Raw genomic sequence first — 14415 nt, forward strand, 5'->3', positions numbered from 1 at the left:
CTCATACCTCCGGCATACCGAACCCATCGACCCGGATCACGCAGACACGCCGACGGACGTCAGCCTTTCAACCTCTGCAGCAAACCCCGCTGCACCCAAACGAATTGATAGATTGCCACATTCCGGTCACCGAAAGCAAGGTGTCGCCTCGCCAACCTATTGATCGTAGCGAATCGCTTGTCCTCGTCGAAGATCACACTGGAGCTCCCGGAGGATCTTCGCACCGTCTAGCTTATTGATCGACTCAAGTCTAATCGCGCAGTCCTGGGTGCAGCGGTGCACCGTGCAGGACCACGGTTCACCTGGCCACCGGCACCGACGCTTCGAACCCAACTGCTCCAAGATTGCAGAGCCAGATGTGCCGGCGACGCACCGAGTTTCACGGAAGGCGTTGTGGCTGCGTGGGCGGAGATTCGGATGGCGCGATCAGACGGAATTGGCGAACGCCGCGACGAGTTCAGCTTCGAGGTCGGCGATGCGTTTGTCGAGGAAGCGGTTGTTCGAGCGCGCAGTCCGTAGCTTCTCTTCCAGGCCGCGGGTGGCGTCGGCAAGCTGCCGCACCTGCTGTTTCAGCGTGCTGTTCTCCTCGGCGACGCGAAGGCTGGTGTCATGGGTGTACTCCACCTGCAGGTCGCGGATGTGGCCGAGGAGGACGGCGATGCGCTCCCGCTGGGTGCCGATCTCCGCGTAGCTGGCCTTGAGGGCTTCCTCGGCGTTGAGGGCGCGCTGGCACCAGGACGCTTCCAGGTGTGCGTCGTGTTCGGCGCGCCGGCTGCGTCGATCGTCGCCGGAGTCGGCGACCGCCGCGGTGACGAGAGCATGGGCCTGCGGGTTCTGGTAGAGGAATGTGCGGGACACCTCGGCGCGTCGTGCGACGGCGGGGTAGGTGACCGCCGAGCGCTCACGGCGTATCACCTTAAGTGCCTGCTCGACGCGGCGGAGTTTGTCTCGCGTGCTGGCCTGACGGGCATGGTTCGCTGCGGCCGTGCGGGGCGTGGGGGTCATACTTGGTCCTCGTCGTTGCCAATGGCTGCCAGGTCTGAGGTTCGGAAGCCGACGCTCCATAGACGGTGGAAGTAGTCCTGTGGACGGCGCATGTCCATGGCCAGGGCGTCTTCGAGGAGCCCGAGTCCGCCTAATGCCCGTTCGAGGCCGTCGATGGCACGGGCGGTGGGTTCGAACACGGCATGGAGGTAGTCGGACATCTCGTCTGTGGGTGCGCGTTCGGCAATGGAGCGCCACTGGTCGCGTTTGCGGCGCCAGTAGAGCAGGTCCGCGCCGGTCATGACGAACTTGTCGCAGTTGTGGCAGTCCAGCTTCCAGGGGCAGGCGCCGCCGTCGACGACGACTTGGAATGTGCAGATGCCGCCCTCGGTGGGGGTGCTGCGCCGGTTGAGGTCTAGGACAAGAGCCTGAGCCGCTTCGGGTGCCAGTGGTGTCACCCTGTGGGCGCGCAACTCGCCCGGGCTTGGTGAGCCCGGGCCCGATACCCAGACGTGGTGAAGGATGTCGTCGATCTCGGAAAGAGCGACCTTGGCATAGTGCTCGGTCATGCGTTCGGAGACGTGGCCGAGGTAGCGCTTGATGTGATGCAGGCTGGCTCCTGCAGCGAGCAGCCTCGTGGCGAGAGTGTGTCGGGCTTGATGCGGCACAGCCCCACCGAGGTCGAGACTGGCGACCCAGGGGCGGAAGCGGGAGTGGAACCAGGCGTAGGACACCGTGCGGTCCCCGTGCGGGTTCTTCTGCCGTGCTGGGAACAGCGCCATTCGCGTGCGTTCGGCGTCGGTGGGTGCGCGGCCGTGCCGGTGCTCGAACTGGGTGAGGGTTTTGAGTTGCCGCGCTTGCAGGCGTTGCTGGGTGTATTCGGGTATGCGGATGGCCTCGTTGAGGTTGCCGACCTTGGTCTGGTCGTGCCAGAGCAGCGGGACGCCGTTGTGCATGCTCACGCAGTCCACCCGCAGTCCGAGCACCTCCCCGGCGCGCCGCCCGGTCACGATGATCGTCTCCCAGATGTCGCGTAGGCCTCGGTCAGTGGTATCCAGACCGTGTAATGCGGCGAGGTTGGTCTCGTCGGCCAGCATGCGGGCAGTGTGGTCGGTGAATGGACTGCGCGGTCGGTATGGGGGCCGGCCACCTTCGGGAAACGCCAGCACGATCGCGCGGGCCAGGCCGACACGGTCGGCTTCGCCGGTCTCCAGCGCCCACCGAAAGATCCTGCGCAGAATGTCGAACGTGCTCTTGCAGGTGACCTCGGTGACGACCACCGGCTTACCGTCGTCGCTGCCACGCAGCGACGGCAGCCGGCCACCTGCTCGGTGGCGATGGTCCGCGACGAAGGCGTCCACGTGCTCAGCGGTGAGCCTGCGTGGGTCCTGACCGTCGCTGGGCGCGGCATCCAGCAGAAAAGCGCCGAGCTCGTGGCCAGCTACCCGCACGGCGTAGTAATAGCCCCGCCCGCGGGGGCAGTTCACCGAGCGAAGCTGAGCGGCGAGATAGTCCCACCACAGCTGGCGTAGCCACTGCTGCGGTATACGAGTGAGGTCGAACTTGTCGCTCAGGTAGGGGACCTGGCGCCCGAAGTGGGCCAGGTCGAGGTATCCGGCGTCGCGGGTGTCCGCCGGCGTCATGTAGACGACCTGCAGGTCACGGCGAATCTCGGAGACGATCATCCGCTCGTAGGGCCGCGCCGATTGGTCGTCGAATTCGTCCAACGAGCGCAGCCCGCGGCAGGAGCGTAGGACCGCCTGGATCCACGGCAGCCACCACCGGGTGCGGTTGCGGCGTTGGGTGTAGCAGAACAGCCCCCAGCGCAGCTCTGCCCGCACCAGCGGATGCAGGGCGAGGAGGTTGAGCTGTCCGGGGGCCGGACGCGGCATCACTGCGACGCACCAGCGGCGGAAGGCCGTCTCGTCGCCGTAGGCGACCGGGACCGGCAGGCCCTTGGCCTCCCGGTATCGCTGCCAATTCGCCGGCAGCCTGGCCGCCCCGGGTCGTCCATCGCTGGCGTACTGGGCGTCGTGTCCTTCGCAGAGCCCCAGCGGTGAACGCGCCAGCTCCCCGCAGCAGTCCGCCAGGCACTGGCCGTAGGACTGGCAAGGCTGTTCACTGTTCAACCAGTCGTCGAGCAGCTGAGGGTCGTTGACCTTCGTTGAGCCGCGCAAGTAGGCCCAACGGCGCAGATGGAAACCGCACAGGCCCGACGACGCGCCCCGCTGGGCAGGCCTAACGCCGCCAGGGACGCGGCAGAGCGTGGCCCGCTTATGCCAGGTGTTCGTTTTCAGGGGTGCGGCGGTGCGCAGGAAGTCGGCAAGGCCGATGCCCGCAGCCTGCGACTCCCGCCACTGGGCAGCGTGGCGTCGACACCACTCGCTGGTGACGTGCAGGTGCCCCTCGCAGGCTGGTACCAGACAGTGCCAGCGGAACACCGGATGGTCGCGGGGGAATTCGATCACGTCGTCGCGTAGCTGCGGGTCGAAGGCGGGACCGGCGATCAGGGCCGTCAGCAGTTCCAGCCGGTCTCTGCCGCGTCGGCCTGTGGAGACGAGGGACAGGGCAGGAGCTGTCACGACTCGGCAGCCCAGACCTTGCGCAGGGCGGCGTCGAACTGCGGGTCGTGGATATCGGCGTGGCCGTAGATCTCGTCGACGGTCGCCGCCGACGACCATCCGCCTGCATCGCGGGCGATCATGACGTTGCCGCCGGAGGCGTCCAGGACGGCGGAAGCGAAGTTGTGGCGCATCTGGTGCGGCTTCACTCGGCCCAGCTCAGCGCGGACGCCAGCGCGGCGAAACATCGCCCGAGCACCATCGGGCGACCACGGCTGCCCGTGGCCTTCCCCCGCCAACTGGACCAGCAACATCCCGTGGCCGCCCGCAGCAGGCGGGTACTCGTTCGTCACGTACTCGAAATAGGTGTGGATCATCGCGGGACTGGCCCGCCGGATCAGGCCGCCGCGCACGATCCCGTCAACCAATTCCCACGGGTACTTCGACTTCACCCTTGCACTGTTGGGGTTGCCGTCGCGGTGACAGATGTGCACGTGCGCCGATCGCGCCTCGGCGCACTCCGCCCGCTCCCGCAGGTGCAGATCCGCCACGTGCAGCCCGCAGAGCTCCCCGATCCGAAAGCCGCCGTCGTAGAGCCACGTCACCACCATCCGATCACGGGCCGTGGTGACCACCTCCAGCAGCCGGTCGCGAGCGCCGTCGGGCAGCATCTTTGGATGCCGCCGACTGTTACGCCTCGGCGCCAGCGGGTTCGCCGGCATCGCCGTCTTCACATGACCGAGCAGCGCCCGATTGCGGTCCGCCTTTGACGGCAGCCGCGTCGCATCAAGTTGCCGGCCCAGCTCGACGTTCCGGCCATCCGCGGCCAAGCCAACGTAGAAGGCTTTCAGGCACGACGCCGCCGTCGACAACGTATTCCTGCCGTAGGGCCGCTTGCCCAACCGCCACGGCTCGCCCAACGGCATCAAAACCACGGCGCCGACGATCCCCATGTAACGTTCAAGATCGCGCAGAGTTACCGCCTCGAAAGCGAGCTCCTCCCGCTGCAGCCATCGCAGGTGATCCACCAGCAGGAATGCGTACGTCCGCTGCGTACCAGGCTCACCGTCGTAGCGCCGCAGATACCGATCAGCCTCGTCATGGACCGCGCCCTCCGGCCACACGATCGTGCACGACCGCCGGCCATCACCACGCCGGACCTCCTGCACCCGTAGCGTCCCCATAACCCGCTGACGCCCCATGCAACCCCGTCCCCACATCGCGCACGTCAAACCCGCGATAGGTTACAGAGATCAACTCGCCGATCAAAAGAACGGCGAACGTCACGTACACACCATGGACCGGTCGGAAAGCTCGACAAGCGCGCAGCCCCGGCCGTGCCGACGCCGTAGCTCACGAACGATGCTGCTCTTACCCGAGCCGGAGTTGCCCCGGACGCAGACGAGGATCGTCTCCGGGCTGCCGGTCGGGACGGCGTCAGCGACCACGGTGCTCCCTCGCAGACAGTCGGCGCGCGCGCTCGGGGCCAAGACCGAGAGGCCAACTCGATGAGGTCAGGCACCTGACCCTCCGCGAGGGTAACGCCGGACAGGTCGCCGACCTCGCCGCCGCCGACAGCTACGCCCCTGGCCGGCAACGGCCATCCGGATCGACATGTCTCCGCCACTCCGAGGCCGATTCATACGACCCCATAGAGTCGCCGGAGACGTAGCGGCTGCGTGACATGGAGGTTCTCGATGGCGTTGCTTGCCCGACTCGCAGGTCAGCTCGGAGCGCTGCGTGAGACGGTGGCGACGGATGCTCTTGGGCACCTGCTGTCGGACCCGAATGCGGCGGCTGCCCTCACGGCGGCGATCGGGTCGGGTGTCGCCGAGTTGCCCCGGCCGCTGCGCTACCTCACCCAGGCGGCGGACGGCGACAGTCGGCCGGATGTCGTCGGGCGGGACGGGTATCGCGAAGTCGTCCACATCGAGGGCAAATTCTGGGCCGGGCTGACCGATGCGCAGGCGAACGACCGATACCTTCAGCGCCTGCTGGACAAGCACAGGGGCAGTGGCACCGGCAACCCGTGCCGGGGTGTTCTGGTGTGGGTGTACCCGCAGCGACGCGTGGAGTCGCTGTGGCGCGAGGTCTGCCACACGTCGGAGGCCGACCCGCGCCCCGTCGCTGGTCGGTGGCGGTTCGCCGACACCCGGTCCGGTCAGGTGGTCGCCCTGACCGATTGGGTCGCCGTGTGCGACGTCCTCGAACAGGCAGGCGGAAAGAACCTCGCCGAGGACGTCCGCCAGTTCCGCGCCCTGATCGCGGAGGTCGACCGGCACGGTTTCGTCCCGTGGTCGGTGAGCGACTTGACCGATCAGCATGCCGCGCGGCAGTGGGTCGCGATCTATGACGTCGCGATGACAATCCGGTCGGTGGCGCAGAAGAATGGCGTCGCCACGCGCGCGACCGCCTGCACGACGAATCGTCGAAGCGCTTCGACGATCCGGCCGCGGTGACCACGGCCATGATCTAGCAATGGCGGCAACTATCGACGCATGGCGATTGCCGGCACCACCGGCAGCGCATCACCGCCCCCATCAAGCGGCGCCCATTTCCGACATAGGTGGCTTCGACCAGTTCAGGGCATCCGGCCCGCGAGGCGCCTCTATCTCACTGGCGTTAACCGATCGACAACATCCAGTGAGCTTCGCCCCGGCGACAATCCTCCAATCCTTTTCGACCGGTCGGCCGGTTCCTAATACCTGCTGGTCGGCGTCGATGCCACGGGACATTACCGGACAGCACGTCAGGCGATGATGAGCGAATGATCCGGGTGCTGCTGGCGGAAGATATGAACATGGTGCGCGGCGCCCTCGTCGCACTCCTGAATCTGGAGCCCGACATAAAGGTCGTCGCCGAGACCGCAACCGGCGACGAGATTATTCCCCTCGCCCTAGAGCACCGACCGGATGTCGCGGTGCTGGACATCGACATGCCGAGAATGAACGGGCTGACCGCCGCCGCCCTCCTGCGCGAACAACTACCCACCTGCCGCTGCCTGATGCTGACCAGCCTGGGCCGGCCGGGCAACCTGCGCCAGGCGATGGCGGCGCACGTCGCCGCGTTCATCCTCAAGGACGCGCCGTCGGACGAGCTGGCCGGCGCCATTCGCCGGGTCGCCGCGGGACATCGGGTCATCGACCCTCAGCTGGCGCTGACGGCCTGGGACAGCGGGGAGAACCCGTTGACCAGTCGGGAGCTGGAGGTGCTGCGGCTGACCGCACACGGTGCCGAGCCGACGGAGATCGCCGCCCAGTTGTTCCTGTCCCTGGGGACGGTGCGCAACTATCTCACGATGACGGTCGCCAAGCTGAACGCCCGCAACCGGATCGACGCTATCCGGATCGCGCGTGACGCAGGTTGGTTGTAGCCGGGCGTTGCAGGGGAATAACGTCGGCACCCTCGGGTGACTCGGCCACGGTCGACGGCAGCTCGGCGTGCAGCTCGAACCATCCGTCGCCACCGAGGTCGCTGGAGAGCGTGCCGCCGAGCGCACCGACGCGCGCCGACAGGTTGCGCAGCCCACTGCCGCGGTGCGGATCGGGCGACCTCGGTTGCATGATCGCGCCGTCGTTGCCGATCGTCATGTGCACCCTGTCGCCGCAGCAGGCGACGGTGATCCGGCAGTGCTCGGCCTTGCTGTGCTGAAGCAGGTTGGTGACGCCCTCGCGGAGCACGGTCGCCAGGGCCGTGCCGACGTGCTGCTCGATCGACCGCTCAGTCATGTCCAATTCGACCTTGATGTCGGCCGCCGCCAGCACCGACCGGGCCGAACGGACCTCATCCTCCAGCGACATGTCCCGGTATCCGCTGGCCAGGACCCGGACGTCGGCGAGCGCCTGCCGCGCGATGTCCCGGATCTCCTCAAGCTCGACGAGCGACCGCTCGGGGTTCTTGCCGACCAGCCGCCGCGTCAGCTCGCTCTTGAGGCTGATCGCGGAGAGGCTGTAGCCGAGCAGGTCGTGCAGGTCGCGGGCGAACCGCAGGCGTTCCTGGAAAACGGCCAGCCGGGCCATCTCGGTCCGGGTGCGGTGCAGCTCCTCGACCAGAACTGACATCCGGGACAGGCCGTAGACGATCAGCCCGGTGAGCACCGTCGACACCGTGGTGTAGACGACCAGCAGCACCGTCGCATTGAGCAGTGCCTGGACAGCCCCGGTCACGCCGACGACGACCGCGAACGTGACAACCGAGTACGGTGCCGGCAGCATCAGCAGCGCGCCGCCGGCCACAAAGCCGGGCATACCAACCCAGGCCTGTCCGAAGACGAGGAACGGTAGCAGGCCGACCGCCGCTTGCAGGGCCACGCAGCCGATCCGGCCGCGTTGACCAAGCCGGCGGCTGCGCTCGGTGAGGAAGAACAACTGCATCAACAGCAGGGTGGCCATGAACGCGATGGCGAGCAGCACCTTCGGCACAGACTTCGCGGCGGCGACGAGTTGCAGCAACGCGACCAGGCACAATCCACTGAAGACCGTGGTCACCACCAGCCGCGCCAGACGCGCTCCGACTCGCGGCTGGTCAACGGCCTCGACGGGCTGTTGCTGCTCCTGACGCGCCTGGTCACCTGCTGCGGAGGGCGATGTGCGGAATGCACCGCCTCCCCTTACAGACACGAGATACCTCCCGGACAAGGATGCCGCACACGGGGAGGGTACCTCGACGGACAGCAATGTGGGGTGACACGATCAGTAGCGGCGGGTGAGCTGCTCCTGACACAGGCGCCGCCAGTCGGCGTCGTTCACCGGCACCTCCCCGGGATGATCCTCGGACACCGTCCCGGCCGGACAGCCGAGCACAAACCCGCCCACGGTGGCCTCGACCCGCCAGTCAAGCCCCAGGACGTCGCTGGTGAGGTCGTCGTCATCACGGGTCGGCACGACGCAGGCCGCCAACCCCATGGCGGTGGTCACCAGGTACAGCGACTGCAACAGCGCGCCGACGTGACGCAGCGTCGCCGCGTAGGCACCACCCTGGTAGACCCCGGAAATCCGGCGGAAGCGAGCGGTGATCTCCAGCAGCAACGTCGGTTGCTGGGCCAGGCCACCGGCTATCCGGGTGCCCTCCAACAGGCCCGAGACGTCTTGCGGATCCTCGCCGACCAGGGTCAGGATGTGGTCGCGCGGGTCGTAGTGATGGATGCCCGACGGCACTCCGCCGGGCCCACTGGCGACGACGTAGAACTCGAGCTCGTGCAGCCCACCGGTGCTCGGGTACGGCCGGTCACTGGCGTCCGGGGCAGCGCCTCGTCCGGGCCGCAACGCCCGCACGCGCGCGGTGCGGTAGAGCAGCTCACCGACCTGCTCGGCGGTCACCGACGCCGGCCCGAACCGCCGGTCCGCGTGCCTCGCCTCCACGGCCGCGGTCAAGGGCGGATCGGTAGCCAGCAGATCGGCGAGCCGCGGACGGAACAGCGGGTATCGGGGGCCCGAAGGTCGGGTCTTGAGCACGGGCTCCGGCGGCACACGTCCCTCGCCGGGAAAGGTCGCGCCAAAGGCGAGATCGCTGCGACCAGGCCGGGCACGGGCGTGGAAGAGCAACTCGTGCGGTGCCCAGAGCAGTAGCACCGGGTCGTCGTCCTCGGCGAAGCGCGGCGGCGACATCGCGCCCGCGACCACCACCATCCCCGCTGCGACCAGGTATCCGACCAGCTCCGCGATCCAGGCGACGGGCAGGCTCGCGGCCTCGGCGAGCACCCCCAGACCGCACGGCGCGGCCAGGGTCGCGGCCAGCGCCCTGGCGTTCGGCCGGTGGAGCAACACCCGGTGCGTGGCGAGTGGCGACTCCAGCGCGAGGACGTCGTCCAGGCCCCGCATCAGAGTCATTCGTGAGAACCGCACGACCGCGTCGGTGGGCACCGGACGCGGGTCGAACGTGGACCGCTGGGTCGTGGGCACCACGGACAGCAGTGGGCCCCCGCCGTCCGCCAGGCCGACGGACCGGATGACCACCGGTGCCAGGGCGTCGAGCAGGTCGGTCAACAACCGCCGGTCCGCTTCGGCGCCGACCACGTTGTCCAGCGACACCGGGCCCAGGCTCATCCGGTGCAGGAACTCCAGGACCACCGGCTCGGGGAGGTGGAGCGGAATCTCACCCCAGCGGGTCAGCAGCAGCACACTGCCGTCCGCGGCGCCGGTCTCGAGCGCGACGTCGTCGCGCAGCGACCAGAAGGTGATCAATGGGGTTTCCGTGGCCGCCACTGCGGCGAAGTGGTTCACGCTTCCGCTCTCAGACGAACAGGGGTACGGGATTGAGGTCCTCGAAAGCAGTCGAGCTGGACAGCCGCCCAAGCTGGACGGGTACGTCATAGAGCCGGCCCGGGGCGAAGCGTGCCCAGAAGTGCCGCAGGCCGGGCACGATCACCTTGGCGACCGGCAGCCCGATGTCGGGCCGCGTCTGGTCCAACACCATCAGTTCGAGTCCGCGGGCGGTCACAATGTCCATGCATCGGCGGACATCATCCTGAAGATCGACTGTGGGTACGTACCCGTAGTCGGCTGGGCCCAGGGCGGAGGTGTCCGGCTGCGGCGACAGGTACGGATGCCCCGCCACCGTCGCGTGCCGCCACCAGCGCAGCGCTTCCGGGTCCGCGCAGCCGTACCCCTGTCCCCTGCCGTCCGCGCCGACGGCGGCGGGCAGCAACTGGTTCAGCTCGGTCAACGCACGTCGCAGCGCCACAGCGGGGTCGAAGTGCGCGCCGAAGCCGAACACGATGTCCTCGGCGGGCTTGTCGACGCGCCGGGACAGCGCCACCATCGCCGGCACCCCGAGATCGGTGGTGAGATCCAGGACCCACACCTCGCGGCCCAGGTCGCGGTGCACCCGGCGCAGCTCGTCAAGCCATTCGTCGGCGAAGGCCCCCAGGTCGACCTCCGGCATCCGGGTCCGGTTGTACCACCACAGCGCGACCGCGTCGCGTTCGACGAGTTCAAGGAAACCCTGCAGGACGGCGTCCTCAAGGCTGCATCCGGCGGCGTTGCCGTTCGAGTCGGCGTACAGGCCGCGCGAGCCCGGGTCCGGCGGGGTGCCGTAGTAGAGCATCGCGGTGGGCAGATACCGCCGGGTATTGCCGGTCAACGACCAGACCGGAGTCCAGTCCAGGGCGGCGCTCTCGTCGAACGGATCACCGATCCACTGCAACGCCGAGTGCTGCTCGTTCCATTGGTGACGGCCGGCGTACTGGCGCTCGTGCACGAGTCGTACGGCGTCGGGGTGCACTGCGGCCGAGCCGAGGTCGCGCAGGCTGGCCCGCTCCCGCAGCTCGTCGCCGTGATAGGAGCCGGAGTGCCGTTCCAGCGCCTCGCACAGGGCACTGACCTCGGCCTGAACGGTGGTCACACCCTTGCCGCCGTGTTCGCTGCGCAGGCTGCTGCGCAGGTCTTCGATGCCGTTCGGACGGGTGGCGAGATTGGCACCCGCGCGAAAGGCGTTCAGGAAGGTCGGCCCGCGGGTGTCGCGGCGGATCTCCCGCACGATACCGGTGACCGGGCTGACCAGATGGCTGAAGGTGTCCTGGACATCCTCCGGCGTCATCGACCGATGGCCGCCGCCGGTGGTGCTGACCTTGGTCCGTTGTCGCAGCACCACCGGGCGCCGCGTCTGCTCCCGGACGAGATCGGGTCGACCGCAGGCCGCACACTGGGGCCGGTGGGGGGCGCGGTGGTGGTGACCCTGCATGGTCAGGGTGTCCAGGACCCAGACGGCGCGCTGCCCGGCGTATCGGTAACCGGCCAGCCACTTCGCGGCCTCCATGGCGACAAGCTCGCCGGCCGTCGCGCTCACCGAGTGGATGGTGGCGGCCGGTCGGGCGACCGGCCCGGTCCGCCCGAGCATCTTCTGGACATGGGCCTCGGCGGGACGGTGCAACCACAACCGGTGGGCCATGCAGTGCCAGCAACCGGTGCCGGGGGTGAAGATTGGACCGAGCCAGAGCTGGGCGCCGACAGGCCGGGCAAGCAGCCAGGGCCGTCCGGCGGCCCGGTGCTCGGCGTCGATGTCCGCCAGGGCGGGATCCAGGTAGTCGGCACAGGCGACCACGCTGAGGTCCGCACCTGCCGCGGTGCCGCTCGCCAGCCCGGCCGCGGCCAACGCGGACCGGAGGTGTCCGTCGGCCAACCCGCCGACGGTGAGCAACCGGACCGAGCCGGACTCGCAGGCGGAGTGCGCACGGTGCCCGTCGAGCCCGGCTGCTTCCCAGTAGGCGACGGGTGGCGTGGCGACCGCGCCAGCCACCGGGTCGGACACGACCAGCAGGCCCGCCTCGGCCAGCTGCCGCAGCAGCGGGCCGACCCGATCGCCGGCGAGCGCCGGCGCGGTGTCGCGCAGCACCGCGGCCACGTCACGGGTGCCGTCGAGCAACGGTGCCAGCACCTCGATCTCCTCCCCCTGGAGCGCGGTCACACCGTGCTCGGAGAAGAGATAGGCGGCTTCGCGAGCGACGATCTCCAGGCGTAGATGCCGCCGAAAACCGATCCGGGGGCCCGCGGCCGTGTCCGTCATCTCAAGCCTTCCGCGCGAACGGGGGGTCGGTCAGGCAGATCCAGGTGAAGGCGGCGGTGGCCGATTCCGGCAGCGCCGGCTGGTCGAACAGGTTGATGTGCAGACCGCCGGCCGGGGCGGCCGGCTCCAGGTCCAGGTTGGTACCGGTGGTGAGGATCTCGAGTGTTGACCGCTGGCCCATGACGTTTACCCCGTTCCGCTGATGCGATGGGCGGTCAGTGGCCGCCCGGTGACGGAAGGAATCTTTCCGCCCACCCGGTAACGTCGCCAGTGGCAGAGTCACGCCGCCAATGTGAGAATCACACATCGTCCGGATGTGAATTCCTCACCCGCCCACGGTCGCTTTCTCACTCCCGGATCGGTGATCTGCGCACTGTGCGAACCGGCGAGGAATCGCCATTCTGATCGACAGATTGGACCAGCATTCGCTCTACTTACTCACGGGGTGCATATGTGGTTTCATCAGAGCAATTCACAGCCCGGCGCCGCGAGGGCGGGCCGGCGATGACCGCCGTCGCCGCCACACCGGTCGTGGCGTCCAGACCGACCGGTGTCTTCCGGACCGTGTTCGGCGGTCCGGCAGAGGAGCAGCAGACGGTGGCGAAGGTGTGCGCCGCCCTGCACGGGATTCCTCAGGACCTGGCGCTCGCCGGGCGGACAGCGCGTGAGGTCGGGCTCGAGACACTGGCCCGCGCACTCGTGGCCGGTGACCCGGATGCGCTGACCCGCCTGGTGGAACCGTTCTGTGCCACACCCGTCCCACCCCTCGCGGGGTCGACGGCCGAGCGGATACTGGCCTGCGCGTTCGTGTGCCACGGGGGGTTCAGCCTCGACGCGATCCACTGGATCAGTGGGACCACCGGGATCGAGGAGGAGCTGCGCGACCTGGTCGAGCAGGGCAGTCTGGTGGAGACCGACACCGGTACGGGCACGCTGAGCGGGCACCGGACCCGCCGCTGGGCGGTGCCGTTGACCGGTCTCCCCGCGGCTCGCCAGGCGGCCCGGCGGCTCAGCACCGACGAGCCCACGATCCGCGCCGCCCACGCCGAGTTCTACCTGCGGCAGGCCCGTGGGCACGCCAACCGGCTCGGCGAGCACGGCGGCCGTGCCGGGTACGACGCACTGCGCCGGGAGGCGCACAACATCGAATCGGCACTGACCTGGTTGTGCGGCACCGCCCGAGCAGCGGAGGCGCTGTCGACCGTCGAGGCGCTGACCCCGTACTGGCGGCACACCGGCGGGCTGGGTATCGCCCGGGACCGTTACATCGACCTGCTGCGGGCCACCGCCGGGCTCGATCCCGCACTGGTCAACCGTCTGCGGCTGGCCGCCGCCGCGGTGTTCGCCCAGCTCGGCGAACCGGAGACCGCCCGGTCGCTGGTCCCGGTCGGCCCGGCCGCCGATACCGACGGGCTGGACGAGGCCACCGCCGCCTATCTGCACGGCACGGTGCGGGCCGCGGAGGACTACGACGAAGCGGCGGCGCGCTATGAGGAGGCGATCGCCGCCGGTCCGGACGACGGCGTCGGAATCACCGCGTGGGCGGGGCTCGACCTCGCACTCGTGCACGCCTGCCGGGGCCGGCTGACCGAGGCCCGGCGGGTCGCTGAGCACATGCTGGTCCGGGCGACCTACAACGGGAGTGACCGGATCGCCGGGGCGGCACTGCTGCGACTGGGTGCCATCGCGGCGGCTGCCGGCTGCGAGCCGGCCGCCGTCGGCTACCTGGACCGGGCGCTGGGCCGGTTGCGCCCGCTCGGCCCGAGCGTCCTGGTTGGCGAACTTCTGGACCTGGTGGGCAGCTACCTGATCCGGGACGTGGTCACCCGCACGACGAACGTGGCCCGGTTGCTCGGCGCCTTCCGGGCACACTGGCGGCTCGATGCCGAGACCCCGTGGCCCGACGACCTGCTCAGGCGGCCGGAGGATCTGCTCGCGCAGATCGACGAAAACACGATCCGGGAGGCACTGCGGGGCACCGCCGTACCGCTGAGCGCGACGATCGCCGCGATGGCGGCATCGGGCTTCAGCGATCAGGCGCCGCACTCGGCCGGGTCCGATCGCGACGTGCTGACGCGTCGCCAGTGGGAGGTGGCCCGGTGCATCGGTGAGGGACTGACCAACAAGCAGGCCGCCCGACGGCTCACCATCTCGGAGTGGACCGTCGTCAACCATATGCGCGAGATCATGCGCAAACTCGACTGCTCGTCCCGAGTGCAGGTGGCCCGCTGGGTGCACCAGCACGGCATCTGACCACGTGCGGAAAAGACGGAGGTGGGCCCCCCGGGGGGGGGGCCCCACCCGCAGCCGGGGGTCCGGGGGGACCCGGTGGGGGGTGTGTAGGGCACCGGCCCCCACCGGTTGGACC

General features: G+C 69.0%; 10 protein-coding genes and 1 pseudogene. 3 read left to right on the top strand and 8 right to left on the bottom strand.

Annotation, left to right across the window (positions count from 1 at the left end):
- Positions 1 to 426: 426 nt before the first annotated feature.
- The 4 genes and pseudogenes from ACLQ29_RS00005 to ACLQ29_RS00020 all read right to left on the bottom strand — a co-directional run.
- A complete protein-coding gene (locus tag ACLQ29_RS00005) occupies positions 427 to 1005 on the bottom strand; it encodes a DUF6262 family protein (protein WP_425769599.1) in 579 nt (192 codons plus the stop codon).
- Positions 1002 to 3566, bottom strand: a complete 2565-nt coding sequence (locus tag ACLQ29_RS00010) for a tyrosine-type recombinase/integrase (protein WP_425769600.1) — start codon at positions 3564 to 3566, stop codon at positions 1002 to 1004. The genes ACLQ29_RS00005 and ACLQ29_RS00010 overlap by 4 nt, the downstream gene beginning before the upstream one ends.
- On the bottom strand, positions 3563 to 4714 hold the full coding sequence (locus ACLQ29_RS00015; protein WP_425769601.1) for a tyrosine-type recombinase/integrase: 1152 nt from the start codon (positions 4712 to 4714) through the stop codon (positions 3563 to 3565). Before ACLQ29_RS00015 ends, ACLQ29_RS00010 begins: the two co-directional genes overlap by 4 nt.
- Before the next feature lie 144 nt (positions 4715 to 4858).
- Positions 4859 to 4993: pseudogene (locus ACLQ29_RS00020) on the bottom strand (kinase); the annotation flags it as partial.
- A 387-nt stretch (positions 4994 to 5380) separates the two neighbouring features.
- On the opposite strand from ACLQ29_RS00020, the gene ACLQ29_RS00025 reads away from it, so the two are divergent.
- A complete protein-coding gene (locus ACLQ29_RS00025) occupies positions 5381 to 6004 on the top strand; it encodes a hypothetical protein (RefSeq protein ID WP_425769602.1) in 624 nt (207 codons plus the stop codon).
- A 308-nt stretch (positions 6005 to 6312) separates the two neighbouring features.
- Entirely contained in the window at positions 6313 to 6918 is a 606-nt protein-coding gene (locus ACLQ29_RS00030; RefSeq protein WP_425769603.1) for a response regulator transcription factor, read from the top strand.
- On the opposite strand, the gene ACLQ29_RS00035 is transcribed toward ACLQ29_RS00030, so the two are convergent.
- The 4 genes from ACLQ29_RS00035 to ACLQ29_RS00050 form a co-directional block, all read right to left on the bottom strand.
- Positions 6884 to 8032 carry a sensor histidine kinase gene (locus tag ACLQ29_RS00035; protein WP_425769605.1) on the bottom strand — a complete coding sequence of 383 codons (1149 nt, stop codon included), beginning with the start codon at positions 8030 to 8032 and terminating at the stop codon, positions 6884 to 6886. The genes ACLQ29_RS00030 and ACLQ29_RS00035 overlap by 35 nt on opposite strands.
- 204 nt (positions 8033 to 8236) lie before the next feature.
- A complete protein-coding gene (locus ACLQ29_RS00040) occupies positions 8237 to 9766 on the bottom strand; it encodes a SagB family peptide dehydrogenase (RefSeq protein ID WP_425769606.1) in 1530 nt (509 codons plus the stop codon).
- Positions 9767 to 9776: 10 nt separating this feature from the next.
- A complete protein-coding gene (locus ACLQ29_RS00045; RefSeq protein WP_425769607.1) occupies positions 9777 to 12047 on the bottom strand; it encodes a TOMM precursor leader peptide-binding protein in 2271 nt (756 codons plus the stop codon).
- A 1-nt stretch (position 12048) separates the two neighbouring features.
- A complete protein-coding gene (locus tag ACLQ29_RS00050) occupies positions 12049 to 12228 on the bottom strand; it encodes a hypothetical protein (RefSeq protein ID WP_425769608.1) in 180 nt (59 codons plus the stop codon).
- 323 nt (positions 12229 to 12551) lie between these two features.
- Here ACLQ29_RS00050 and ACLQ29_RS00055 point away from each other — a divergent pair, with 323 nt between their 5' ends.
- Entirely contained in the window at positions 12552 to 14300 is a 1749-nt protein-coding gene (locus ACLQ29_RS00055) for a LuxR C-terminal-related transcriptional regulator (RefSeq protein WP_425769609.1), read from the top strand.
- Positions 14301 to 14415 lie beyond the last annotated feature (115 nt).

Origin of the sequence: Micromonospora sp. DT228 (genome assembly GCF_049841595.1) — a bacterium.
Classification (GTDB): domain Bacteria; phylum Actinomycetota; class Actinomycetes; order Mycobacteriales; family Micromonosporaceae; genus Micromonospora.

What these genes read in the sequence shown, in the direction of transcription:
- ACLQ29_RS00005 (WP_425769599.1), bottom strand. Translation starts at nt 1,005, where the DNA reads ATGACCCCCACGCCCCGCACGGCCGCAGCGAACCATGCCCGTCAGGCC.
- ACLQ29_RS00030 (WP_425769603.1), top strand. Translation starts at nt 6,313, where the DNA reads ATGATCCGGGTGCTGCTGGCGGAAGATATGAACATGGTGCGCGGCGCC.
- ACLQ29_RS00045 (WP_425769607.1), bottom strand. Translation starts at nt 12,047, where the DNA reads ATGACGGACACGGCCGCGGGCCCCCGGATCGGTTTTCGGCGGCATCTA.
- ACLQ29_RS00050 (WP_425769608.1), bottom strand. Translation starts at nt 12,228, where the DNA reads ATGGGCCAGCGGTCAACACTCGAGATCCTCACCACCGGTACCAACCTG.
- ACLQ29_RS00055 (WP_425769609.1), top strand. Translation starts at nt 12,552, where the DNA reads ATGACCGCCGTCGCCGCCACACCGGTCGTGGCGTCCAGACCGACCGGT.